Raw genomic sequence first — 24284 nt, forward strand, 5'->3', positions numbered from 1 at the left:
ACCTTTTAACTATACCAATAATATCCATAAAAGGGATAAAAATTTTGTCATGATCCCGGGAATTTTCGGGTCCCATAAGAAAAGCACCGGGGAACTCCCCAGCGCTTTTCGTCTTTCATTCTATTGCTTTCCGTCTGTTCCTGCATGAAGGCATTAATCGGTTCGCAGCGCATAGATCGGCCGCAGTTTGGCTGCTTTATTGGCCGGGATGACGCCGAACACCACCCCGATAAACAAAGAAAAGCCGAAAGAGAGAATTACAATGTCCAAGGACACGGACGTGTTCATGGATGTGTAGTGGCCGACCAGCGCGCTTGCCCCATAGCCCAGTCCGACCCCGATGATCCCGCCCATGCCGCTTAACATCGTCGATTCGATCATGAATTGGAGCAAAATATTCCGTTTCTTCGCCCCGATCGCTTTCCGGATGCCGATTTCCCGGGTTCTTTCACTGACGGAGACCAGCATGATGTTCATGATGCCGATGCCCCCGACAAAAAGGGAGATGCCGGCGATGCCGCCCAAGGCGATGGACAACGTTTGTGTCGTGGAATTCAGCGTATCGATCGCATCCTGCGAATTGAAGACGGTATAGGAATTGGTCGCATTTTCAAACTTTTTGTCGAGCACGGCTTCAATCCGCGTTTTGACGTTTGCGACCTGCTCGGCGCTTTGCGCCTGAACCGTGATGGAGCGCACCCCTTTGCTTTGCATCACCCGTTCGGCCGTTTTGATCGGAATCAGGATTTTGTCGTTGTTGGAGGACGTCAGGCTTGTGCCTTTGGACTCCAGCAGACCTACGATTTTAAAAGGCGATCCATTCAGCAGGATCGTTTGTCCGAGAGGGTCCTCCGTCCCGTACAATTCGCTGGCGGTGTCCGTCCCGATCAACGCCACCTTCATCCGGTAGCCGTTGTCGATGTCAAGGATGTACCGTCCGGACTGGACGTGAAAATCCTGAACGTCTTCATAGGCCGGCGTGATGCCTTCCACGGAAACCGACGTGTTTTCGGTGCCGTGTTTAGCCGTCATGGAGCCGTTAATGACGGGGGAGACATTTTTTACTCCGTTCAGATCGCCCAAGGCTTCCGCTTCGTCATAGGTCAGGTAAGTCGTGTTGCCCCGGCCCGTGATGCTTACCGTCAGCAGGTCCGTCCCCAAGCCTTCGAGCTGTGAGGTAATCTGCGAAGTTGTGCCTTTGCCGACCGATACAAGCGCGATAACGGAGGATACCCCGATGATGATGCCGAGCATCGTCAGGAACGACCGGATTTTACTGCCGGATATGCCTTTCCAGGCCATCTTGAAGCTTTGAAAAAACATCATGCCGGATTCCCCCGATCTTCGACGATTTTGCCGTCCTGAATACGGATGACCCGTTTTGCCTGCTCGGCAATGGACAAGTCATGCGTGATCAGAATGATCGTATGTCCCAGCGCGTTCAGCTCTTTCATTTTGTCCATAACCTCGACGCCCGTCTTGCTGTCCAGGGCTCCGGTTGGCTCATCCGCGAGCAGCACGGGCGGATTACCGGCAATCGCCCTAGCGATCGCCACCCGCTGCTGCTGGCCGCCGGACAGTTCGGACGGACGGTGGTGCATCCGCTCGCCAAGTCCCACCTTGGCGAGCGATTCCTCGGCATTTCTCCGCCGCTCCTTATGCGGCATGCCCCGGTAGACCAGCGGGAGCTCGACGTTTTCCAGCGCCGAAAGTTTCGGCAGCAGGTTGAACTGTTGAAAGATAAAACCGATTTTCTCATTGCGGATTTTGGCCAGCCGGTTGTCAGACAGCTTTTTGACATCCTGCCCGTCCAGCAGGTAAGTGCCCTCTTTAGCGATATCCAGGCATCCGAGCATATTCATAAGGGTTGACTTGCCTGAGCCCGACGGCCCGATGATGGCGACGAACTCGCCGTATTCGATCTTGAAGTTAATATCGTCAAGCACGGTCATCTTTTGATCGGCCATCACATAACTGTGACCCAAGCCGACCACTTCGATCAGCGGGTGTTCCTTATCTTGAGCGGCTGTCTGATTCATTAACGGCCACCTCCGCCGCCAAAGCCGCCTCCTCCGGAGCGGGCGCCGCTGCCTCTGCTGAAGCCGCCTCCTGAGAAACCGCCTCCGCCAAAGCCTCCGCCGCCTAAACCGCCTAAACCTCCTGCTCCGCCAAAGCCGCCCGCAAAATTCCCCTGAGCCTGCGCGTTTGCCGAGGAAGTGGCGGACGCTCTAACCGTAGGCACCACCACTTTATCGCCTTCGTTTAAACCGCTGACGATTTCAATAGTGTTTTCGTCGTGAATGCCGACCTGGATTTCTTTCAATTGGACCCGGCTTGCCTCTCCGGCCCGGTTAGAAGCCCCGGTTCCGTTGGCCGTTCCGGTTCCGTTAGCAGCCGTACTGCCGCCGCCGGATGCGCCGTTTCCGAAAGCTCTGGTTCGACCTCCAGCACCGGAAGCAAAGCCGCTTGATGAGGTTCCTGTACTTGAGCCTGTACCTGTATTTGTGCCTGTGCTGGTTTGTCCTGCTGCCGTTTGCCCGCCGGAAGTCTGTTCACCGGAAGTTTGTCCGTTCCGGAATTGACGAGCACCGGCCTCGGATGCTCCGCTCTGGCTGCTTTTGCTGTCTGAAGCGGTTTCCGCCGAACCAGACGGCAGAATAACCATGTATCTGTCCCCTCTTTGCTGTACCGCTTCGATAGGAAGCGTAAGCACGTCTTTTTTCTCCTGGATGATGATCGAGGCTTCCGCCGACATGCCTACGCGGGCTCCGTCCGCTTTTTTCAAAGCGATCGTAACGTCGAATAAAGAAACCCCGTTAGAGGAGGTGCCTTCATTCGCAATCTCGCTCACTTCACCGTCAAACGTCTGATCCGGCAGCGCGTCCAGCGTGATTTTGGCGGCCATGCCGGTTTTGACCTGCGGAATGTCCAGCTCGTCCACGCTAACCTTGACGCTAAGCTTCTGGTAGTCCGTAATGACAAAAAGCTCCGTGCCGTCTTTGGCCTGCTCGCCGTCGGTAATGCTCACCGTGGTGATGGTCCCGTCGATCGGCGCCAGCAGCGGATCGGGGGCGGCCGCGTCCTCCTGCATTTTCGCCAGGTCGTCCTGGGCGCTGCTGATGTCCAGCTCCTGCTTTGCGATCGATTTTTTCACTTCATTTAATTCGTCGTCCGTAGCCCCGGATTGGACTTTTTCTTTAAACTGGTCCTGCAAATCCTCCAAATCCGACTGCTGCAGCTTGATGTTGGATTCGGCTTGCTTGACCTGGTCGGAAATATCATCCGCCTCATAGGTCAACAGCTGCTGGCCTTTTTTAACTACGTCGCCTACCTTGACCAGCACCTTGTCCACCTTGCCTTCGTCTTTCGGACGCACGCTTTCCTGCCCCGTAGCTATAACGGAACCCGAACCCGAAACGCTGACCGTAATGTCTCCTTTCTTAACGGTAGTCGTGTTCTGCGGAGCCGCCTGTACCTGAACTTGCTTTCCCGGATAAAACTGTAGAAATACAAAAACGGCGCATGCGAGCACCACGACAGCAACCCCTGTCCAAATCCATCCCTTTTTTTTCATCCGCGCCCCTCATCTCTCCCTGTATAGAAATATATGTATTGTGTTCCTCTATTCTATAAAGCGGAAATTAATGGTTCCTGAAATGAAACTGAAGATTTGCTGAATGTTTAACTTGCGGGGGAAGAAAAGGCGCATAAAAAAGACGGGGCAGCCCGCTGCTCCGTCTGATCGTACCCGGATTATTCTTATTTTTCGGTATAGCTCATTATGCCTGCATCTGCCGGCGGCGCAGGGCCGCCTGCTCGGCATGCCGGGCCGGAAGCTTGAAGAGAATCAGCCGATACATTTCCACCAGGGCGAAAGCCGAAAGGGCATCCAAGATGACGTGCTGTTTCATAAACAGAGTCGAACAAATGATGGTGACCGACATCCCCCCGATCAGGAGCCTGTTCATAAGGCCGCGCGCGGGACTGGCAAACATCATCCGCAGAACCATATAGCTGGAAAAACAATGGATGCTGGGAAAACAGTTAAACGGCTGATCCCGGTCGTAAATAAAAGTGACCAGCCGGGAAAAAACGTCGCTCCCGCTTACAACCGGCCGGGGAACCGTCGTCTGGAACACGCTGTAAATCGCGTAGCAGGTCAGCGCGCAAACCGTATAAAGAACGATAGACTGGTAGTAGGCCTTTCTGTCCCTGAAAAAGAAATAGACCAGACAGGCGTAAATATAAAAAATCCAGACCCCGTAGGGCACAGAAAAATATTTGATAAACGGTGTCGCCAGGTCAAAACCGGTAACCAGAGAATATACATGTTTGGTGGGGTGGTCGACAAAATGATACAAATAGCCGAGCAGCGGAAAAACGAGCATCAGCATCAGCGGGAGCCAGCGCCGCTGTTCTTTGAAACGAAGACGAAAAGAGTTCATCATTCCCGATCAAAACCTTCCCTACAGGATCGAGCAGAAGGGCCCGTGGCATTACTGACTTATTTTACTGCTGTTGCGGAAGAGCGGCAACCCGTTTGGACAGGGAAATTTAAGGGTTTCTATTAAAAAGTTCTCCTCCCGAGGGACGAAAAAAAGCCCTCTATAGGGGAGGACTTTTCTACAAAAAAACGTCCCAGAAGGGATTCGAACCCCTGACCGACGGCTTAGAAGGCCGTTGCTCTATCCAGCTGAGCTACTGGGACATATGTAAGGACAACGTAAATTATTATACCGTAATTTGGATTTATTTCAAGTGATTTTTGCTGCTGGCTGGATGCCGGGCCCATGCGGAAAAAAGGCGCCGCGCCCGTTAGGCAGCAGCCGCCGAAGCGGAATGCTGCGCACGGTCGGGGCGATAAGCTACAGGTTTTCCTTCAATTTGGCGGCGATCTGCTTCATGCCGAATAACGATTCCTTGAATTGCGTACGATGAAGCTCGGCCGTTTGCGTGGAAGAAGACAGATGGGCACCAAATTCCTCTTCTGAGATTTCCGCATAGGCTTCGTGCAGATTGTTGTTGTACCAGTCGATCTCGGGATCGATGTCGGTACTGTACATATGGACGATGTCGTAATCTCCCTGTGGCGTTTTGGCAACGTAAACAAGCAGATCATGTTCCCCGGCCTTGCCGGAGTTTACTTCGATTTCCGCGCAGCGCTGGCCGTTATATTCCGACATCCGGCGGAATTCCGCATTAGTGATTTTGTACATGCTCCATTCCCCTTTCCTGGTTTCAATTGCATACGCTTCCTTCATTAGTTTCCATAAAGGACAGACATTTTATGCCCCGGTTCGGCATAATGTGTTATTACTTTGGGCGACTTCACTACGCACCAGGGATTGGCTGAAAGAGAGGATGAACAATAATCATGTGTGGAATTACCGGATTTATTGAATGGGGCCGGGATCTGACGCAGGATTCCGAGCTTCTGGTGAATATGACCGAAACCCTGAACAGACGGGGGCCGGACGGCCACGGAACTTGGATTTCCAACCCTTGCGCCTTCGGACACCGCCGCCTGAGTGTAATGGATCCCGAAAACGGCGCTCAGCCCATGACTTTTCAGGATGAGGACACGGCGTTCACGATCGTATACAACGGGGAAATTTATAATGCAGCCGAATTAAAAAGCGAGCTGCAGCAAAGGGGCCATCATTTCCGTACGACCTGCGATACGGAAGTCCTCCTTCACTCCTATGCCGAATGGGGTCCGGGCTGCGTGGACCGGCTCAACGGCATTTTTGCGTTTGCGGTGTGGGACAGCGTGAAGCAGTATGTTTTTTTTGCAAGAGACCGTTTAGGGGTTAAACCCTTGTTTTACAGCGAGCAGGACGGACTGCTCGTCTTCGGCTCCGAACCGAAAGCCATCCTTATGCATCCTGGGGTCGAAGCCTCCGTTGACGCGGAAGGGCTTGCCGAAATTTTTGCGATCGGACCGGCACGCACTCCCGGCCACGGCGTCTACAAAGAACTGAAGGAGCTGCGTCCGGGGTATGCCATGATTTACAGCCGGGCAGGACTTCGGATTTATCCCTACTGGAAGCTGGAAAGCGTCGCTCATGAGGACAATGTCGAGCAAACCGCCGAAAAGCTGCGCTCCTTGCTGGTCGATACGGTAGAACGTCAATTGATCTCCGATGTGCCTTTGGGCACGTTGTTGTCTGGCGGCCTGGATTCCAGCGCGCTTACCGCGCTGGCCGTCAACTATTACAATCAGACCGGCCAAGGCCAGGTGCACACTTTTTCCGTGGATTACGTCGGCAATGACAAACATTTCAAAGAGCATGCGTTCCAGCCGGGAGCGGACGGCCCCTGGATCAAACGGATGGTCGACGAGCTGAAAACCCAGCATCACTATGTACTGATCGACACGGATTCCCTGGTAGAAGCGCTGGACGATGCCACAAGAGTCCGGGATTTGCCGGGTATGGTCGATGTGGACTCTTCTCTGCTGCTCTTCTCCCATGAAATTAAAAAAGAGGTTACCGTAGCTTTGTCCGGCGAAGCTGCGGATGAAATTTTCGGCGGTTATCCCTGGTTCCACCGTCCCGAGCTGCGCGATTCCGGCACCTTCCCATGGTCCGTCTCGAGCGCCTTCCGCGCCGGTTTGCTGTCTCCGGAGCTGAGGGAGCACATTCAACCGCTGGATTACGTAGAAAGCCGTTATCAGGAAGCGCTGGCCGAAGTGCCTGCCCTGGAAGGCGAAACCGAAAACGACGCGAAAATGCGCGTGCTCTCCTACCTGAACATCACCCGTTTCATGCCTACCCTGCTGGACCGGAAGGACCGCATGAGCATGGGGGCCGGACTAGAAGTGCGCGTACCGTATTGCGACCATCGGCTGGTCGAATATGTATTCAATATTCCATGGCCTATCAAAATGACCGGCGACCGGGAAAAAGGCATCCTCCGCAAGTCGCTGGAAGGCCTGCTTCCGGACGACGTTTTGTACCGCAAAAAAAGCCCGTATCCAAAAACCCACAACCCGGCTTACCTGGATGCAGTCCGGGATCAAATGCTGTCGGTGCTGGACGATCCGGCTTCGCCGATCCTGCCGCTGGTGGACAGCAAAAAACTGCGCGAGATCGCCGCTACCACCGATCCGACTTCACATCTGCCCTGGTTTAGCCAGCTGATGTCCGGACCGCAGCTGTTTGCCTACCTGACGCAGGTCAACCGCTGGCTCAAGGATTATAACGTGGCCATCCGTTAATCTTTGCCGGATAAGACGAAGAGCTTTGCAGACTCCAGTAAACACCCAAAAAAGCATCCCGCTGCGGGATGCTTTTTTGGGTTTCTAGTTATTCGGGTTTCGGATGTTTCCTTCCTTGTCGTGCCGGTCGAACCCGCTTATAACGACTTGACCTGCGTCTCAAGCTGCTCCGCCAGCTTGCGGAGCGCACGGCCCCTGTGGCTGACCGCCTGCTTCTCATCCAGGCTCAGCTCGGCCATCGTTTTCTCATATTCAGGCAGGTAAAACAGCGGGTCATAACCAAATCCGCCGCCTCCGGCCGGCTCAGACGTAATCCAGCCTTCCACTTCTCCGTCGGCCTCTACGAAACTTCCTGTTGCCGGATCGTAATAAGCCAGGCTGCAGACGAAGCGGGCCGGACTGAGCAGCGGCTGCTCCGTATCTTCGCCGAGGTTCAGCTCCGCCAGCTCGGCCAGCAGCTTTTCATTATTTTGGGCGTCCGTGGCGCCTTCACCCGCAAAACGGGCGGAATATACGCCCGGTCTGCCATCCAGCCGGTCCACGCACAAGCCGGAATCGTCGGCCAGCACCGGCATGCCCAGCCGGTCGCCAACTTCCTTGGCCTTTTTGCGGGCATTTTCCGCAAACGTTTCACCGTCTTCGACAACCTCCGGCACATCCGGGAAATCGTACATGCTTTTTACCGGCTTCCCGAGGATAGACAACGCATGCGCAAACTCGCGAACCTTGCCTTTGTTCCGGGTGGATACAATAATCGCGGTCGGTTCGGTCATGCCTGCGCCCTGCCTCCAATCTTGTCTGCAATCGGTCCTAATGCCTCACGCTGCTGGGTAATCATTTCACTGATGCCTTTCTCCGCCAAAGCGAGCAGCCCGTTCAGTTCATCCCGGGAGAACGGATTTTCTTCCCCTGTGCCTTGCACTTCTACAAATTTGCCCTGCCCCGTCATAACAACGTTCATATCGACTTTGGCTTTGGAATCTTCTTCGTAATTCAAATCCAGGAGCAGCTGCTCCCCGATCACCCCGACGCTCACAGAAGCCAGATAATCCGTCACCGGAAATACGGGCAGATTATGTTTGGCGGCCAGCTTCTGAATCGCCATCGTCATGGCAACAAACGCGCCGGTAATCGAACTTGTCCGTGTCCCGCCGTCAGCCTGAATAACGTCGCAGTCGATCAGCACGGAACGTTCACCGAGCGCCTCCAGGTTCACGACTGAACGGAGTGCCCGGCCGATCAAACGCTGAATTTCCATCGTGCGGCCCGTCAGCTTGCCCCGGCTGGCTTCCCGCTGGTTGCGGGTGTGGGTAGCGCGCGGCAGCATCGAATATTCCGCTGTCACCCAGCCTTTGCCTTGTCCTTTCATAAATGGAGGAACCCGTTCTTCCACCGTCGCCGTACAAATCACCTTTGTATCGCCAACTTCGATGAAGACCGATCCTTCCGCATATTTATTCGTATTTACCGTAAGTTTCATTGCTCTGCGCTCATCTTGGGCGCGGCCATCGAGTCTCATGTTCCTGTTGTCCTCCTTAAATAACCCCGCCGAGCGGGGCCTTGCTCCGAAATCCGCCTTCGCGGAAATCCCGGAAACTTGCCGCCTCTTCCAGTTCTCAAAGATGTTCTCGGCGTGCTCCCCTTATTCTACCAAAGTCAACCAGCAAAAGCATCCCGGGATACAAGCCCTCATAAGTCTCCCCCTTCAGGCCCGCAGACAAAAAAAAGAGACCGGCTGGTCTCGGATGGCTCCGCTAAGCCTCTGACCCGGGCACACCTGACGTTGTCAGTCTGCCCGGATCGAGCCGGAAAAATGCCTGATTAAACGGAGAGGTCGTTGATTTTTTCGGGCCGGGTAACCGGGCTGCTGTAAGCTTTATTTTCTGTATCCACTACATTTTTGCTGTCGTTAAACGTGATGTTCACTTTGCTTCCTTTGGCATTTTCTGTAATCGTAAGCACAACGGCCTCCAGCATTTGGGCCGGAATTCGCTCGCCGCTGTCGAACATATCGTCGTTCAGGGCGACGCTTACCACGCCGTCCTTGGAATCAACGGATTTCAGGGAAGCCGTTTCCGTGAGCACTTGCTCCAGTCCGTCCCCTTGCTGAGGGCCGTCAATCAATTGCCCAAGCGCGGCCTTCAGCGGATTTTCGCTGTTTGGAACAAAGCGGGTAACGGGTACAAAATAAGAGGATCCGTCTTCGGAGGTTGCCGTGAAATAAACGGTCACCGGCGTCGTTTGCGATACGCTTGCTCCTCCGTTCAATTCCAGATTGATGCCTACCGCGCGGTTCAGCGGATACGGAATAGGCGTGTGGTCCACCGGCATTTCGGTCAGCCGCTGCCCGTCCACCCAAACTTCAACGGAATCCACGCCCGCCTGCTCGGTCAGCGTCCAGGTGACGGCTTCCAGGATTTTGCGCTCGTCCGCTTTATCGTAGCCGTCAAACGCTTTGGAGAATTCGACGACGGCCAGCTTCTGGTCGGCTTTGACCGTTACGCTTTTGACTTCGGTGCCTTCAGGCAAAACGCCGCTGAAGCCTAGCGGGAGTTCGCTTTGGTAGGGACCGTTTTTCACCAGGGTTTCAAGACTTTTAACCAGCTTGTCGTTTGAAGCGGCGGAGGTGGGGGCTGCGCCTTGACTCTGGTCTTTTGCGGCTTGTGCATCCCCTTCAGTCGCCGCCGAATCCTTCGTTTCGGCCGAAGCAGCGTCGGCTTGGTCAGATGCACCTTCTGCACTGTCGCTGCCGTCGGTTACGGCCGACGTGTCTGCGGATTCGTCTGTGTCTGCCGTTGTTGCAGCCGCATCTCCGGCCGACGCATCGGAGGCATCGTCTCCGGCAAGCGGATCAACGGCCGAGGTCTGCTGCGCGTCTGGGTCCGCTTGCTGTTCGTCTGCGCCCGTTTGCTGCGCGTCTTTATCCGTCTGCTGTCCGTCCGCGCTGCCTGTGGTTTTCCCGGCGTCCGCGCTGTCGTCCAGCGGCAGGGAAACCGGGGCAAGCATGTCTTGTCCATTGTTCAGATAAACCGTTGTCAAGGTTGCCGGATCATGCTGGACTTCCGCCGCAGTCGGCGTCTCTCCGTTCAGCATCTGCGCTTCCACGTTGGCCGGCGGAGCATCGATGGTTCCGGAGGGGCCGGCTCCGATCAAGGAGCAGCCTGATAAAATAAGCGGCAGCGCAACCGCGCCGGCGGCGGCCGTCTTTTTCCAGTGTTTCATACGTTTCATGAATGGGGTCCTCCCTACGTTTATTGGGCTGGTTTGTACTACTATGTATACGAGCCTTCTTTTGAAAAATAACTATATTTTTTGGAGATTTGGACAGCTTATTAAAGATGCTGAGAACGAGGTGAACAGGAAATGGAAGAACCAAAAACCCCTTATGCCCTGAACAGTAAAAAGGTCGCGGAAGCCACCAAATACTGGCTGGAAAAACGCGGCGTGCAGATCGAGGAAATCGCCGAGCTGGTCATGCTGCTGCAGAAAAAATATTACCCGAACCTGACCATGGAGGAATGCATCCATAACGTGGAACGGGTATTGTCCAAACGGGAAGTGCAAAACGCCGTGCTTACCGGCATTCAGCTGGATATTTTGTGCGAGCAGAATTTGCTGATCCCGGAGCTGCAGGATATGATCCGTTACGATGAAAGCCTGTACGGCGTGGATGAAATTCTCGCTTTCTCCATCGTGAATGTTTACGGGACCATCGGATTTACGAACTACGGTTACGTGGACAAGCTGAAACCCGGCATTCTCGAACGGCTTAACGATAAAAGCCTGGGTCCCGTCAACACCTATCTGGATGACATTGTTGGGGCCGTTGCCGCGGCGGCAAGCAGCCGGATCGCCCACCGCAAGCAGGCGGAACGCGAACAGGCGCGCGGGGAGGATTCCGTGGATACGCTGGCCGAAAAAGGCACTTCTTTGTAAAACAGACCGGCCATAAAAATAAAGCTGTCCCAGACCCGATCTAAGATCGGCCGTCCGGGACAGCTTTTTTGGTGAAAATCCGTTCCTGAGTAGAAAGGTAAGGCAGGATAAGAACGTTAACTCGGGAAAAACTAATGGGTCTTGGCATAAGTCCGGTCAACGAAACGATAGCTTCCGTCAGGCTGAAGCTTTAGCCCCGCTGCGTCCCGTCGCACCAGCTCCAACAGGTGGGCCAGGCTTTCCGACATGGCGAATCGCGTCTGATGCAGGCTCAGCGCCGTTCCAAACAGAGCTGCGCAGATTTCATACCCGGTCTGCGCCCCCGACTGCCGGAGCAGTCCGGACACTTTAGCCAGGCGTTCCTCGTGATGCTCGATGAGCATCTCCGTACGGGTATTGAAATAGTCAAACGGGTTCCGGTGGCCCGGAAAAGCCATGGACACTTCATATTGTCCCAGCTTCCGCAGTCCCTCCATAAAGGTTTGCAGCGGCTGTTGATCTCCGCCTGGATGATAGCTGATATTGGGAGAGATTTGCGGCAGGACGGCATCCCCGCATAACATCACCTTTTCTTCTGCCTGGTAAAAAGACAGGTGACCGGATGCATGGCCTCCGGTTTGAACAGGGCGCCAGCGCCAGCCGCCCATTTCAAGCTCCTGGTCCTCTTCGACGTAAGTCACTTCCGGCAGCGGCTCAACCTGCCGGTAAAAGCTCTCCAGATGCTCCGGCAGCAACTCGGCAAGAGCCACCGGAAAACCATGTCGACGGAACAGCTCCGGCAGCGCCCGGTTCATCTTTCTGTCCGGCTGCCACATCCGCTCCGCTTCCTGGTGCGCGGCTTTGGACATCAGCACCGGAGCGCCAAACCGCTGCTGGAGGAAACCTGCCAGCCCCAAATGATCGGGGTGATGATGAGTCACCACGATTTGTTTCACCAGCTGCGGGCGGAGTCCGAATCGTTCCTGCACCGCCGCCCATTCTTGTTCCGCTGCTTCCGAACGCGGGCCCGGGTCGATAATCGTCAGCTCGCCTGATCGGGGATCCCGTAAAAGGTAGCTGTTGACCAGCCGCAGCGGCGGTGCCATGGGGATGGGAAGCTGAACCAGCCTTCCCTCCTGCCATTTTTTCATTTCCGGTATTTCCGGCATTTCCGGCATCTTAAACCCTTCTTCCCACCATAATCATCCGTTTCGATTGATGTCGATCATACGGATCGTTGTCCTCGTAGCTGCCGTGGACTTCTTCCATCCGCAGGCCTGCTTGGCTGAACAAACGCTCGAACTCTTCAAGCGAATACAGCTTGATCCGTTCGTCGTATATTCTTTTGTCGCCGGGATTGCCTTCGGCATTCGTAATTTCAATCTTTTTCTTCACAAAACCGTCCTCGATCCAGCGGGTCTCCAGGATTGTCTGCCCATCATCCACCCGTTCCGACTGCGGAATCAGGTGTTTAACCGTATATTCGGCATTCAGAAAGTCAATCACAAACCGTCCGCCCGGCCTCAGCACCCGGCTGATTTCCTCCAGCACCTTCAGGTGTTCGGAGTCGTGAACGAAATAACCGAAGGAGGTAAAAAGATTGACCACCGCGTCGAACTGCCCGTCCGCAAGCGGCAGGCTGCGCATGTCCGCTTTCAGCCACGTGATCAGGCCTTCGGGATCCTGCCGGATTGCTTCGCGGAGCAGCACTTCGGATAAATCGACACCGGTCATATGATACCCCGATTGCTGAAGTGCCAAGGCATGACGCCCCGTGCCGCAGCATAAATCCAACATCTTTGCGCCCGGGTCAAGCCCCAGCCATCGGATCATCTGCTTGACTTCTTGTCTGGCCCCCTGCTCGTCCCGGTGTTTGTACACCAGCAGATAATCTTCGCCAAAACTGTGCTCATACCATTCCGCCATAGTAACGACCCTTCCTTGTCTACGGTGTACCGTTATTTTATAACCAATTTCATGAGAATTAAATATACTTTTGAAGAATCCGCAAAAAGGCAGGATGCAAAAAAGCAGCAGCCGGGCCTCTGCCCGGTCTGCTGCTTATTAGCTTTTACGATCCTGCGGTGATTATTCGTTCGCAGCTGCTCCGCTTTCGGCACCGGCTTCATCCGCAGCGGCACCGCTGTCGAGCGTATTGTTGATTTTGGCTTTGGATCTCAGATCGTCCAGCCAGGAAGTCGACATCGTGGAAACCTGCTGAGTTACCAGAAGATCTTTGATGTCGCTTTTCTTCTCGTCCAGGGTAGCGCTATGCGCCGCTTTGGTATCCGTAGCTTTGACTACGGCAAATTGGCCGTCGGATGTTTTAACCGCGCCGCTGATGTCTCCTTTTTTGAGGGAGAAAGCCGCAGTTTCGATAGCCGGATCTACCGTGCCGGAATCCTTAGCGAAGAAACCGAGGTCGCCGCCTTTATCTTTGGTAGCCGTGTCCGTGGATTTTTCTTTAGCCAAGGCAGCAAAATCGGATCCGCCTTTCAGCTGGGTAATAATATCTTTGGCTTCTTGTTCAGTCGCCACTACGATCTGCGAAGCTTGTACCTGTGCAGGCGTATTAAATTGAGCTTTGTTTTGGTCGAAATACGATTTGATCTGATCATCCGTTACCGTAACTTTCGGCTCAAGCAGCTTGCGGATTTGCGCTTCCTTCTTAAGCTGTTTTTGGAAATCGTCGGCAGTCATGCCGTATTGGGCAAGCAGCTGGTTCAGCGCATCTTCGGAACCGAACTGCGTGATGTAGAAGTCTCTTTCTTTCTTAACGTCGGCATCGGTCACTTGTACGTTCGCTTTGACCGCTTCCTGACGGATCAGTTCATCGTCGATCATGCCGCTGAGCGTTTGCTCGCCGCCGGCTTTAACCAGAGCGTCATACAGCTGGCCTTTGGTAATTTTCGTGTCGTTCACCGTAGCTACGGCTTTTTCGGAATCCTTTTGGGCAAACGGGCTGGTAAACAACGAGATGACGAGCAATACGGCCAGAATAAGGGAGATCCCCACCCATACGCTGCTGTTTCCCCGTCTTACCGGAGGTTCTTCCGCCGGTTTCTGTGTTTCTTCGGCATCCTCCGATTGCATCACTGCCAATGCTTCGCTGTTATCGTCAAGGCCGGTTACCAGAACGCCTTCATCCTCCCGTTTATCTTCGGCTTGCGCCTCCTGCTCTTGAACGGTTTCAGAAGCTTGTCCTTCGGCCGCATCCGCTGCTTCTTTATGTTCAGCTTCAGCCTCGTGCACCTGTTCTTCTTTTGCAGGCTCGGAAGCGTTCGGGTCTACTCCCTGAAAATCTTTTTTCTCTTCGGTCATTAATACGTGACTCCCTTCTGAATTAGCTAAGCTTCTATTAAGATACCAGAAATTCCGCCCAAAAACCTTAAGGTTTACTAAAAATTATGATTCAGGTTTTTAAGGTCTTTTTAAGCTTTGCCATTATGAACGATTTCATCCATCTTTATCCAAAACAAATAAGGCAAAAACGAAGTCCTCAGACCGCGGGTTCAGCCAAGGTGCCGATTTCCGCTATTCTTCAAAAAGTAGTACAATAAACCTTAGATTAAGCCAGGGAGGATTAGATGACCATATGAGTTACCAAACTTATTTTGAGAACCTTAGAGAACAACATTTAAATGAACTTAAGGAATGGCTCTCCATTCCGAGCATCTCCGCTATTTCGCAGCACAAACCCGACGTGAACCGTGCGGCCCAGTGGCTCGCCGAAACCTTGAAACGCGCCGGTCTTGAAAATGTCTCCATCAACGAAACGAAAGGCCATCCGATCGTGTACGCCGACCATTTGCACGCGCCGGGCAAACCGACGATTCTCGTGTACGGCCATTATGACGTGCAGCCTGTCGATCCGCTGAACCTGTGGCAGACGCCTCCGTTTGAGCCGGACGTCCGGGACGGAAAGCTTTACGCGCGCGGCGCCACGGACGACAAAGGCCAGGTATTTTTACATATCAAAGCCGTTGAAGCCATTCTTGCTGAAGAAAAAGAGCTTCCGGTCAACATCAAATTCTGCATTGAAGGCGAAGAAGAGGTTTCCAGTCCAAATCTGCCAATTTACCTCGAGCAGCATAAAGATAAGCTGGCAGCCGACGCGGTGCTGATCTCCGATACTTCCCTGATCGAAAAAGGCAAACCGGCCATCTCCACAGGTCTGCGCGGTTTGTGCTCTCTGGAGCTGACGATCAATACGGCCAACACCGACCTTCATTCCGGCTCTTTCGGCGGCGGCGTACCAAATGCCCTGCATGCCATCGTAACCTTGCTGAACTCGCTTCATGACGCGGACGGACGTGTGGCCGTTGAAGGTTTCTACGACGATGTTGCCCCACTTTCGCCTGAAATGCACGCCGAATTCGAGAAGCAGCAGTTTAATGAAGAGAAGCTGAGACAAGATCTCGGCCTGACTTCCCTGTTCGGCGAACCGGGTTATACGTTTGTAGAGCGCGTTGGCGCCCGTCCTACCCTGGAGATTAACGGCTTATACGGCGGCTTCCAGGGCGAAGGCTCCAAAACGGTTATCCCTAAAGAAGCCCATGCCAAAATCACCTGCCGTCTGGTAGCCAACCAGAATCCGCATGACATTTTGCAGAAAATCGAACGCCATCTGAAGGCTAACGTGCCAACCGGCGCCGCGCTGACGTTCTATCCAGGGGAGAAGGCTTTTGCTTTCAACATCGACCCTTCCCAGCCGATGCTGCAGAAAGCCGCCGATGCCTATGAAAAAGTGTACGGAACCCGCGCCCTCTTCACGAAAGACGGCGGCTCGATTCCGATCGTCGAAACCTTGTCCCGCGTGCTGACGGCTCCGGCCGTGCTGATGGGCTTCGGTCTGCCTGACGAAAACCTGCATGCGCCAAACGAGCATTTTAATCTGGAAAACTTTGATAAAGGTCTCCTCACGATCGTGGAATACCTGAAATCTCTGTAAGTTTGCCTGAAAAAAATCGTCCTTTTTCTTCTGCCTGGGCAGAAGGGAAAGGGCGTTTTTTCTTCCCCGGAATCGGCCTATTGCAAAATTTTATCAATCTTTTTTATTTAGCGCTTTTATTTGCCTCTTGGGCCGGCTTGTTCGTTCCTCGCCGGCGGCTTCCTCCTCCCTAACGCCTCAAGCCTTTGCCGCTCCTGGAGTTTCGTCGTTTCCAGAGCGAAAAATCCGATACTTTTTAAGCGTCATTACAAGGGAGAAAAACGCTGCTTTGAAAGCGGTTAATCCGGGCGAGATGAAAACGTTAACATCAAGGGAAATGGCTTTTGCCCGCCTTGACGCTTCTTTTTTTTCCATGATAGGGTAGTTAACAAGCGGCCGCAACTTACTTTTTATTCCAAATGAAACATACAAATTTTCGGACCGGCTGCAGGATGAAACCTCACCAATCTACTAAAAAAGGGGATGATGAGTTTTGATCAAAGGATTCATCTTTGATTTTGACGGCACGATTATTGACACAGAAACAGCCTGGTATTATGCGTTTAGAGACGCTTATGCCGAACATGGGGTTGAGCTGACTCTTGAGCAGTACTCCACCTGTATCGGAACGGATCTGAACGGCTTTAATCCTTACGAATATCTGATGACCGATTTAAACCTGCCGCTCGACAAAAAAGCATTCAGGCAGTCCATTCACCGCCGCCACGGCGAGCTGATGGAGCTGGAAGCGATCCGGCCGGGCATTCAGCAGTACCTGGACGCAGCCAAAGAAGCCAACCTGAAGCTAGGCGTAGCCTCCAGCTCCTCCCGGGAGTGGGTCGAGAAACATCTGGACCAGCTTGGCATCACCGATTATTTTGAATGCATCAAAACCTCGGACGACGTAGCGAAAGTGAAACCGGACCCCGAGCTGTACCACCAGGCGCTGCAATGCCTGAACCTGAAACCCGAAGAGACCGTTGCGATCGAGGATTCGCCTAACGGCTCAAAGGCTGCCGCAGCCGCCGGACTGCACTGCGTTGTGATTCCCAACGAAATCACCCGGTTTCTTGAATTTCAAACTCCGCATCACCAAACCAGTCGTTTAAGTGACCTCGATTTTGACCATGTCGTATCCCGCAAGCTTTTTCTTGAAGCCTGACCATTATTTTTGAAGTTTAGTAGATCTGTCACCGCCCCCTGCCGCTAAAGCGTTACCCGCTATCCACGTGGTCAACGGAAACCAGGGCATGGGAGAACGATTTCCTGCTTATTTTGATTTTGCCCCTACCGCTTTCTTCCGTTTGTCCTGGTCCTGATCACGTCAGCACAACCTGACTGAATAAGGAGGAACAACTCTATGAAAGCTGTGCATTTTGGCGCCGGCAACATCGGAAGAGGATTTATCGGTCCGGTGTTGTCCCAATCCGGCTACGAGGTTTGTTTTATCGCAAGGAACATGAAAAAGGTCGAGGAGCTAAAGAGACGCCGGCAGTATCCGGTGGTGCTCGCCAACGAAGAGCGGGATTCCTTCCTCGTTCATAACGTGACCGCGCTCAGCTTGGGCGAAGATCATGCTGTTGCCGCCTCCATTGCGGAAGCCGATCTAGTGACGACTGCCGTAGGCGTAAGTGCTTTAAAGGATATTTCCGAGGCGATTGCCAAAGGCATCAGTCTGAGGCTGAAAAAATTTCCCCAGGCCGGTCCGCTGCATGTGATGGCCTGTGAAAACGGCATCGGCGCCAGCAGCCTCCTGAAGAAATGGGTGGGGCAGCATTTAAGGCCGTACGAAGCCGGACTGGCGGAAACGCGGGTCGCTTTTCCCAACACGGTTGTTGACCGTATCGTGCCGGTTCAGAAACACAGGGATCCCCTGCGGGTCATGGTGGAACCTTTCTGTGAGTGGGTGATCGACCGCAGCCAGCTAATTGGCGAGCTTCCCCCTATTCAGGGCGCTAAATTTGCCGATTCGCTTCATCCCTATGTAGAACGCAAACTGTTTACGGTAAATACCGGCCATTGCTGCGCGGCTTATTATGGTTATTTGGAAGGGTACGGCACCATTCATGACGCCATGCGCGACCCGGGCATCCGTTCCAAGGTTAAAGGAGCCCTGCTGGAAACCGGCCGGATGCTGGTTGCCGAACACGGCTTTGATGCCTTCAAACATGAGCTGTACATCGAACAAATGCTGGAGCGTTTCGCCAATCCTCATTTTAACGATCAAATTCTCCGAGTTGCCCGTTCTCCGCTGCGCAAGCTTTCCCCTGAAGACCGACTCATTTCCCCTGCCCGAAAGGCGAACGAGGCCGGGTTTAAAACGGAGCATCTGGTGTCGGCCATAGCAGCCGCCCTGTTGTTTGATTCCTCCAAAGATCCGGAAGCGGTACAGTTGCAGGCTCTTCTCCGCCAGAAAGGCGTCGAGCAGGTGGTGAAGGACGAGTTGGGTTTTCCTGAGGGCCATGCGCTTCACCGCAAAATCGTCGCCAGCTATCATAAACATTGCCTGAAATATCCGCACCTTGCCCATTCCGGTTTCGAGTCGATGGTCAAAAACAAACTGCCTTTGGCTTCCAACGAGGATTGATCCGGAAGGATCCAGAGGTTACGGAACAGGCTGAAAAGCAAACCATAGTCAAAAAGACGCGGACCTTTCCTCCCTAAAGCGGGATGGAGAGGTTTCGCTCCTCCCGACAAAAAAGCCTCCCCGCTTCCCGTGAGGGAAGCTGGAAAGGCTATTTGCATTTCGGGGACTTTGAATGAAGCGACTATATCTTAAGTTCCCCAAGCTTGATCAGCTCGACTACCGCTTGCGCGCGGCCCTTGACGTTAAGTTTTTGCATGACATTCGAGATGTGGTTTCGGACGGTCTTTTCACTTATAAACAGTTGTTCTGCAATGTCCCGAGTCGTTTTGTCCTGCACAAGCAGTTCAAATACTTCCCGCTCCCGATGAGTAAGCAAAAATTTGCTGTTGCGATCGCTGCCCTTCAAAATGTGTCACCCCTCCTTGCCCGGGTTTTGTGGTCTAACAAGGTTAAGGGATACAGTCAACACATTTTATGAGGGGGTCCACTTATTGGTGCGACGACAAGATAAAAATGGGCTTGCGGGCTTCATGAGACCATTTGTTTATGAGCCTTTGATCATCCTCGGGCTGCCGCCGGCACGCCGTACACCTTCATTTCATAAATGGAATATCCCCATGGACCGGACCTTTCAGTGCCCTGCATCCGGATGAACCGGGCATCCGCGTTCAAATCTATGGTATCCGTTCCCCCGTTGCCGTTTGGCTCCGTATAAACATCCGTCCAGGTCTGACCGTCGGGCGAGGTTTGCAGGATGTACCCTTTGGCGTAAGAATCCTCCCACTCGATCGTGACCCGGCTTACCTTGTACGGATCCCCCAAGTCCACCTGCAGCCAGCTGTCCGCCGCTTGGCTTGCGCTCCAGCGCGTGCTCATGCTGCCGTCAAAAGCAGCTGCCGCCGTCTGCTGCGCATTCGACTCGGAAGAAGCCAGCGCCGGTTTGCCGAGCGCCAGGTTGAGGTCGGCGTCAGCCTCCTGAAGCGTCAGCTCGACGGTAACCGTCTCGTTTGCCTTCAAAGGCAGCACACGTGCGATGCCGCCGAGCGGCGAGTCGAGAATTACAGCATTGCCGCTGCTGATTTCTTTAATGCCCGCACGCTGAATCAGCGTTAAATCCTGATCGATATCGGAGGTCAGCTCGAGTTTGATTTTACGGCTGTCCAAATCCCAGCTGAGTTGGTCGATCTTAAACCGGCTTCTCCCGAGCATGCCGGAGATGGAACCTTTGCGCAAATCTTTAGGCAGTGCGGGCAGCAGCTCAAGGGTCCCGGTATCGGAGGTCGCCAGCATTTCCATCATGACAGCGGGAACGGAATTGACCACATCTGTGGCAAAAGTATTGTGGTTGTTGTAATGCGAGGTCGCCATGTTCGTATAGTAATAGTCATCTTTGGCCATTCTCAGCAGCTTGGCGTTGACGGAATCGGCATTGTTCAGATTCGCGGCAATTAACGCGCCGTGCAGCAATCCGTGGCCGGCGTTTTCATAGCTGCCCCCGTCTTTCTTTTGCAGTGAAACCGCCGCCGCGTCAAACAGGGTTTTATTTTTTTCAGGCGTAATTTCGCGATAAGGCCATATCGGCATCAGTCCGCTGGAGTGTCGATGCTGGTAGCTGTTTTTGTTCAACAGGTCCGGCCAGGCCCATTCGGCGAGCGCTCCGTCGCTGTTCACCAGATAAGGCGGCAGATGGTCCAGCAGCTCCTGCCATACGGGAATTTGGTTTGAATCCCTGCCCAGCGTTTGACTGGTCTGAATCAGGGTCTCCAGCGCAAAACGGGCGCCGGATAGGTCGTAAACCGAATTGACGGACAGCGGCACCCCGCCATCGGGCCGGTTTTCGGGAGAAATCGAGCCGGCAAAAATATAATTCCCGCTCGCGTCTTTGCGGACTAGAAAATCCTCGTAGAAATCCCCCATATCCCGAATCAGCGGATAATATTGACTCGCCAGGAAGTCTTTGTCCCCGGTCACTTCGTAATACTCCCACAACGGATAAAGCAGCCACGATTCCCCGCCGGTCACATATTGGTACGGGTAATCGAAGTTGATGTTGGAGATCAGGCCTTCCTCGTTCGGCGTGTTGCCGCCCGTCAGCATGCCTCTTGTGCCGAGCAGCTTTCTTGCATTGGTGCGAAAATCGTCCTGCCACTGCCTGCTCAGATAAAAATACCCCTGCATCGCTTCCGGCATGTTGCCGATATTGCCGCTTGAAATTTGCAGGTTCAGATTGGCGTCCAGATGATAGAAACCGTCCCAGCCCACATTGCTGTCGCCCGTCCAGTTGCCAAGCAGATCGGGAGCAGCCGTTTCGCTGCTGGAAGCGAGCAGATGGTAGCGGCCGGAATAAAACATTCTTTCGAATAAAGCCGGCACCGGCTTGGAGGCGTTTTTCTGTATCGCCAAAAGCTCTTCGTTTGATTTGGAGCGGTCTGCGTCGCTGGCTCCGAAATCGATCGATACCCGGTCAAAAATTTTATTGTGCTCGGCCGTCTGGCGCTCCAGCAAAGTAGAGTAGCCATCCGTCATGCTCGCCAGCTTCTGCTGCAGACGCTGCTCGCTCCACTCCTGCTGGGCGGGAACTCCGCCTTCATAGGTGCCGTCATAACGCTGGGTCAGGGAAAGAAGCAGCACATAAGTAGCGTTTGTGACGGAGACGTCCCCGCCTTCCATCTTTTTTGTCCCGTCGGTAATGATGCGCGTCACTCCTTCATACCCCGCCTCATAGCTGCCGCTGGGATATTTGGCCCGCAGGTTAAGAAAATCCGTACTCGAGTTGTTTTCTACCGTTACGCCTTTATTCAGCAAATGCATGCCTTCATCGATGCTCAAGCCGAGTTTGACCTCCATGGTTTTACCCGCAGGAGCGGGAAGGTACTGCACCGTCACGCCATCCGGTCTGGATACAAAGGAAGTGCGTTCCCAGTCTCCTTTATCGTCCGACCAGTTAACGGATACAACGCCTGCCGAATAGTCCGTGGAGCGGGCATAATTCGAAATCTCCCCGCTGTCCGGCATCGTAAGCGTCATCTTGTACCCCGGGTGTTTGCTGCCTTCGCCCCCGTTTTGGTAGCCCTGTACGTCAGCGGCCAGCTGGTTCGCTTCCCTGTACCTTCCGGCGATCAGCAGATCGCGGATGCGGTTCAGGTTGTCCGGGCTAACGGTGTTAAAAGTCCTTGTTGGACGTGCCTCCGTCCGGGCCATAAAAAAATCCTTATCGTCAAAAATCACCGTCTCCTTGCGCGGGTCGCCAAACACGATAATTCCCTGCTTGCCGTTGCCGGCCAGCAGCCCGTCTTCCCAATCACTGTAATTCTTTGGATAAGTAGTGGATAAAGCAACCGCAGGGAGCAAAGCTCCCTGCGATGGCTCTGGTGCGGCTGCGGTTGTTTTTGGATTGCCGTAAACCTCAAATTCATATATCGAGTAGCCGTACTGCGTACTAGGCGCGATTCCCTGCATGCGAACGTAACGCGCATCCTTGCGGACGGCAATACTCTCTACGCCGCCTCCGCCATTTGTAATATGGGCGGCGTCTTCCCAGCTTTGTCCGTCATTGGAGGTTTGAATCTTGTATTCGCGGGCATAAGCCGCCTCCCAGGACAAGACCACTTTTGAGACTTGATAGATATCGCCAAGATCCACGTAAATCCAGGCGTTGTTGTCGTTGCTGTGGTCGCTGGACCAGCGCGACGAGCCGTTTCCGTCAATGGCCTTGTCTGCTGTCAGATTGGTATCCTCGTAGGAGGCAACCGCAGACGCATTGGCGTTCAGCGCCAAATTGACCGGCACATCGGCAGGAGGGGCCGGAGGTTTAGGCACGTTTTGTCCCTGCGGAGGCCACAACACGAAGGTATTCGCGCCGCTTTTCGCGTCGGCGAACGGACCGGCCGCCATATGCCCCGGAGCAAAGGTTTTGCCGAAGAAGTCGGTATCGACGTCGGCGGCGATGCTTTCGTTGGCATCGGGAATCAGGCCGACCCTTTGCTGGGTTACGGGATGCACGCCTGCCATGCCGGAGGTGTCCAGATTAAAGCTGATGCTGACCGCTTCGTTGGTAGCCGTATATTGAAGGTTTGAAAGAGCGCTCGAAAAATTATCCTCTTTGACCTGCGTTTTGTTCGCCGCAGTGGAAGGGAGCTCGGAGCCCTGTACCAGATTGTTGTACCATTGGAACTTCTGGACGGAGGTGACCGAGCTGGTTTCGTTCATCGTCCCCGGCTCGAAATAATAGCAGTCCCTTCCCTCGCCGTCCACATGAATCCTGCCGTTGTCGACGAACAGGTTATTGGCGAACACGATGCCGGTAGCGTCCAGCATGCGGATATCGCTGTTGCCGATAAACACGTTGTTGTCCACGAGAATAGGCCCATGAACGGCTTCAGCGTAGTAGCCCCACGGCGCATTCATTACGATATTTCCGGTGACGCGGACATTCTGATTCCCCCAATCCGTCCAGATGCCCGCCGAATTTCCGCCCTTCGAATTTTTAATATAGTTGCCCTTGATCAGCCCGTTGTTCATGTAGTGGACTTTGATCGGCGCCGTTTCCGCCCCGCTGAATTCGCCGCGGTAGTTCGTATCCTCGATCATATTGTACAAGATGTCCGAATTCCAGGAGAACACCCCGGCAATGCCGGATTGGCCGCATTTGGCGATGTAGTTGTTGCGGACGATGTGAGAGCCGTATAGATCGGTATCGTGAAAATCCGTACGCGCCTGGCCGGGTCTGTTCCCGGCCCACTCATCGTTGCCGAGGCCGATGTCGATGCCGATCGTACGTGCGTTGATAATGGTGTTGTTCTGAATGATCCATTTCAGGCCGCCGTTTACGCTGATCGCGCCAGCTTGGCCCCGGGCCGGTACGCCGGGAAAGTCGGAATAGGTATTCGCGGCATGTTTGATCGTAAAGCCGTCGACGGTAATATACCCGAGCCCCCACGCATCCGGAGCGAAAATTTGTTTGCGCACGTTAATTTCCGCCAGCTTATCGTTCGGGTCGGCTCCTTCGAAGTTTGCGTAAATGGTGGTTGAACCCCCGGAAACCTCCGAATACCACGTTGCTCCCGTGGACAATACGTTATTCAGCGAACCTTTTTCATAATAAGCCTGCTCGTTCAAGTAAACGTCCCCTGCCGTATAGATAGGGAAAAAGTTGCCCTCTCCTCCCTGCGGATGGCGGGTGGCATAGGGATTATAATTTCCGAAATAGCTGTTCGGAAGCGTTACCCGCCATACGTCCCCGCTGTACGGAACCCAGGTGTCGATTTCCTCGGAGCCTTTAATGACCACCTCTCCGTCACCCGCGTTTGTATAAGTGATCCGGTGCTCTTCGTCCGTGCCGCCGCGGGCGGGTTTCACCGTTTCGCGGTATAATCCGGCATGAACGACCACGGTATCGCCGGGCTGCGCTTCCTGCGCCGCATGGTTGATCGTCAAATACGGCTCGGCCGCCGTGCCGGGATTGGCATCGTTTCCGTTCTTGGCTACATGCAGCAGTCGGCCGTTCCCGGCGTCAGATTCCGCCGAAACCGGCGGCGCGGCTGCCGCTGCGTACATTCCGGTACATAAAAGCGCGCACAACACAAGTTTTGCAAATCTGGGAGCTTTGTTCCATTTCAATCTCATGGTCTTAC

General features: G+C 53.9%; 18 protein-coding genes and 1 tRNA gene. 5 read left to right on the forward strand and 14 right to left on the reverse strand.

Annotated features, from left to right (window positions below; genetic code table 11):
• Positions 1-153 precede the first annotated feature (153 nt).
• The 6 genes from AC3ZPD_RS11185 to AC3ZPD_RS11210 form a co-directional block, all read right to left on the reverse strand.
• Positions 154-1326, reverse strand: coding sequence for an ABC transporter permease (locus AC3ZPD_RS11185; RefSeq protein ID WP_490984378.1), 1173 nt, complete (start codon positions 1324-1326; stop codon positions 154-156).
• Complete coding sequence (locus AC3ZPD_RS11190) at positions 1323-2039, reverse strand: ABC transporter ATP-binding protein (RefSeq protein WP_174704688.1); 717 nt, start codon at positions 2037-2039, stop codon at positions 1323-1325. Before AC3ZPD_RS11190 ends, AC3ZPD_RS11185 begins: the two co-directional genes overlap by 4 nt.
• A complete protein-coding gene (locus AC3ZPD_RS11195) occupies positions 2039-3574 on the reverse strand; it encodes an efflux RND transporter periplasmic adaptor subunit (protein ID WP_490984379.1) in 1536 nt (511 codons plus the stop codon). Before AC3ZPD_RS11195 ends, AC3ZPD_RS11190 begins: the two co-directional genes overlap by 1 nt.
• A gap of 205 nt (positions 3575-3779) precedes the next feature.
• A complete protein-coding gene (locus tag AC3ZPD_RS11200; RefSeq protein WP_490984380.1) occupies positions 3780-4448 on the reverse strand; it encodes a phosphatase PAP2 family protein in 669 nt (222 codons plus the stop codon).
• 186 nt (positions 4449-4634) lie between these two features.
• A tRNA-Arg gene (locus AC3ZPD_RS11205) sits at positions 4635-4708 on the reverse strand.
• A 157-nt stretch (positions 4709-4865) separates the two neighbouring features.
• The gene (locus tag AC3ZPD_RS11210) at positions 4866-5216 is read right to left on the reverse strand and encodes a hypothetical protein (protein ID WP_490984381.1); all 351 of its coding nucleotides are present in this window, start codon (positions 5214-5216) and stop codon (positions 4866-4868) included.
• Between the two features lie 158 nt (positions 5217-5374).
• Between AC3ZPD_RS11210 and asnB the strand changes: the two genes are divergently transcribed.
• A complete protein-coding gene (asnB, locus tag AC3ZPD_RS11215; protein ID WP_490984382.1) occupies positions 5375-7219 on the forward strand; it encodes an asparagine synthase (glutamine-hydrolyzing) in 1845 nt (614 codons plus the stop codon).
• Positions 7220-7356: 137 nt separating this feature from the next.
• Here asnB and AC3ZPD_RS11220 read toward each other — a convergent pair whose 3' ends face one another.
• The 3 genes from AC3ZPD_RS11220 to AC3ZPD_RS11230 all read right to left on the reverse strand — a co-directional run bounded on the left by AC3ZPD_RS11220 (position 7357) and on the right by AC3ZPD_RS11230 (position 10450).
• A complete protein-coding gene (locus AC3ZPD_RS11220; RefSeq protein ID WP_490984383.1) occupies positions 7357-7992 on the reverse strand; it encodes an XTP/dITP diphosphatase in 636 nt (211 codons plus the stop codon).
• Positions 7989-8738 carry a ribonuclease PH gene (gene rph / locus AC3ZPD_RS11225; RefSeq protein ID WP_490984384.1) on the reverse strand — a complete coding sequence of 250 codons (750 nt, stop codon included), beginning with the start codon at positions 8736-8738 and terminating at the stop codon, positions 7989-7991. The genes AC3ZPD_RS11220 and rph overlap by 4 nt, the downstream gene beginning before the upstream one ends.
• A 302-nt stretch (positions 8739-9040) precedes the next feature.
• Positions 9041-10450 carry a GerMN domain-containing protein gene (locus AC3ZPD_RS11230; RefSeq protein WP_490984385.1) on the reverse strand — a complete coding sequence of 470 codons (1410 nt, stop codon included), beginning with the start codon at positions 10448-10450 and terminating at the stop codon, positions 9041-9043.
• A 132-nt stretch (positions 10451-10582) separates the two neighbouring features.
• Between AC3ZPD_RS11230 and AC3ZPD_RS11235 the strand changes: the two genes are divergently transcribed.
• The gene (locus AC3ZPD_RS11235; protein ID WP_490984386.1) at positions 10583-11155 is read left to right on the forward strand and encodes a phosphatidylglycerophosphatase A family protein; all 573 of its coding nucleotides are present in this window, start codon (positions 10583-10585) and stop codon (positions 11153-11155) included.
• Between the two features lie 131 nt (positions 11156-11286).
• Here the strand turns inward: AC3ZPD_RS11235 and AC3ZPD_RS11240 are convergent, their stop codons facing one another.
• The 3 genes from AC3ZPD_RS11240 to AC3ZPD_RS11250 form a co-directional block, all read right to left on the reverse strand.
• Positions 11287-12312, reverse strand: coding sequence for an MBL fold metallo-hydrolase (locus tag AC3ZPD_RS11240; protein WP_490984387.1), 1026 nt, complete (start codon positions 12310-12312; stop codon positions 11287-11289).
• Between the two features lies 1 nt (position 12313).
• Positions 12314-13060 (reverse strand): class I SAM-dependent methyltransferase, encoded by a 747-nt coding sequence (locus AC3ZPD_RS11245; RefSeq protein ID WP_490984388.1) that lies wholly within the window; start codon positions 13058-13060, stop codon positions 12314-12316.
• Positions 13061-13222: 162 nt separating this feature from the next.
• On the reverse strand, positions 13223-14455 hold the full coding sequence (locus AC3ZPD_RS11250) for a peptidyl-prolyl cis-trans isomerase (protein ID WP_490984389.1): 1233 nt from the start codon (positions 14453-14455) through the stop codon (positions 13223-13225).
• 274 nt (positions 14456-14729) lie between these two features.
• Here AC3ZPD_RS11250 and AC3ZPD_RS11255 point away from each other — a divergent pair, with 274 nt between their 5' ends.
• From AC3ZPD_RS11255 to AC3ZPD_RS11265, 3 genes are all read left to right on the forward strand, one after another.
• Complete coding sequence (locus AC3ZPD_RS11255; protein WP_490984390.1) at positions 14730-16085, forward strand: dipeptidase; 1356 nt, start codon at positions 14730-14732, stop codon at positions 16083-16085.
• Positions 16086-16557: 472 nt separating this feature from the next.
• Complete coding sequence (locus AC3ZPD_RS11260; RefSeq protein WP_490984391.1) at positions 16558-17226, forward strand: HAD family hydrolase; 669 nt, start codon at positions 16558-16560, stop codon at positions 17224-17226.
• A 198-nt stretch (positions 17227-17424) separates the two neighbouring features.
• A complete protein-coding gene (locus AC3ZPD_RS11265) occupies positions 17425-18651 on the forward strand; it encodes a mannitol-1-phosphate 5-dehydrogenase (RefSeq protein WP_490984392.1) in 1227 nt (408 codons plus the stop codon).
• Between the two features lie 181 nt (positions 18652-18832).
• On the opposite strand, the gene AC3ZPD_RS11270 is transcribed toward AC3ZPD_RS11265, so the two are convergent.
• Entirely contained in the window at positions 18833-19057 is a 225-nt protein-coding gene (locus AC3ZPD_RS11270; RefSeq protein WP_094093982.1) for a helix-turn-helix domain-containing protein, read from the reverse strand.
• Positions 19058-19209: 152 nt separating this feature from the next.
• Positions 19210-24276 (reverse strand): glycosyl hydrolase family 95 catalytic domain-containing protein, encoded by a 5067-nt coding sequence (locus AC3ZPD_RS11275; RefSeq protein WP_490984393.1) that lies wholly within the window; start codon positions 24274-24276, stop codon positions 19210-19212.
• Positions 24277-24284 lie beyond the last annotated feature (8 nt).

The sequence above is a fragment of the Paenibacillus mobilis genome, assembly GCF_058267595.1.

Coding starts and splice junctions, on each gene's coding strand:
- AC3ZPD_RS11185 (WP_490984378.1), bottom strand. CDS start 1,326: ATGATGTTTTTTCAAAGCTTCAAGATGGCCTGGAAAGGCATATCCGGC.
- AC3ZPD_RS11190 (WP_174704688.1), bottom strand. CDS start 2,039: ATGAATCAGACAGCCGCTCAAGATAAGGAACACCCGCTGATCGAAGTG.
- AC3ZPD_RS11195 (WP_490984379.1), bottom strand. CDS start 3,574: ATGAAAAAAAAGGGATGGATTTGGACAGGGGTTGCTGTCGTGGTGCTC.
- AC3ZPD_RS11200 (WP_490984380.1), bottom strand. CDS start 4,448: ATGATGAACTCTTTTCGTCTTCGTTTCAAAGAACAGCGGCGCTGGCTC.
- AC3ZPD_RS11210 (WP_490984381.1), bottom strand. CDS start 5,216: ATGTACAAAATCACTAATGCGGAATTCCGCCGGATGTCGGAATATAAC.
- asnB (WP_490984382.1), top strand. CDS start 5,375: ATGTGTGGAATTACCGGATTTATTGAATGGGGCCGGGATCTGACGCAG.
- AC3ZPD_RS11220 (WP_490984383.1), bottom strand. CDS start 7,992: ATGACCGAACCGACCGCGATTATTGTATCCACCCGGAACAAAGGCAAG.
- rph (WP_490984384.1), bottom strand. CDS start 8,738: ATGAGACTCGATGGCCGCGCCCAAGATGAGCGCAGAGCAATGAAACTT.
- AC3ZPD_RS11230 (WP_490984385.1), bottom strand. CDS start 10,450: ATGAAACGTATGAAACACTGGAAAAAGACGGCCGCCGCCGGCGCGGTT.
- AC3ZPD_RS11235 (WP_490984386.1), top strand. CDS start 10,583: ATGGAAGAACCAAAAACCCCTTATGCCCTGAACAGTAAAAAGGTCGCG.
- AC3ZPD_RS11240 (WP_490984387.1), bottom strand. CDS start 12,312: ATGCCGGAAATGCCGGAAATACCGGAAATGAAAAAATGGCAGGAGGGA.
- AC3ZPD_RS11245 (WP_490984388.1), bottom strand. CDS start 13,060: ATGGCGGAATGGTATGAGCACAGTTTTGGCGAAGATTATCTGCTGGTG.
- AC3ZPD_RS11250 (WP_490984389.1), bottom strand. CDS start 14,455: ATGACCGAAGAGAAAAAAGATTTTCAGGGAGTAGACCCGAACGCTTCC.
- AC3ZPD_RS11255 (WP_490984390.1), top strand. CDS start 14,730: ATGAGTTACCAAACTTATTTTGAGAACCTTAGAGAACAACATTTAAAT.
- AC3ZPD_RS11265 (WP_490984392.1), top strand. CDS start 17,425: ATGAAAGCTGTGCATTTTGGCGCCGGCAACATCGGAAGAGGATTTATC.
- AC3ZPD_RS11275 (WP_490984393.1), bottom strand. CDS start 24,276: ATGAGATTGAAATGGAACAAAGCTCCCAGATTTGCAAAACTTGTGTTG.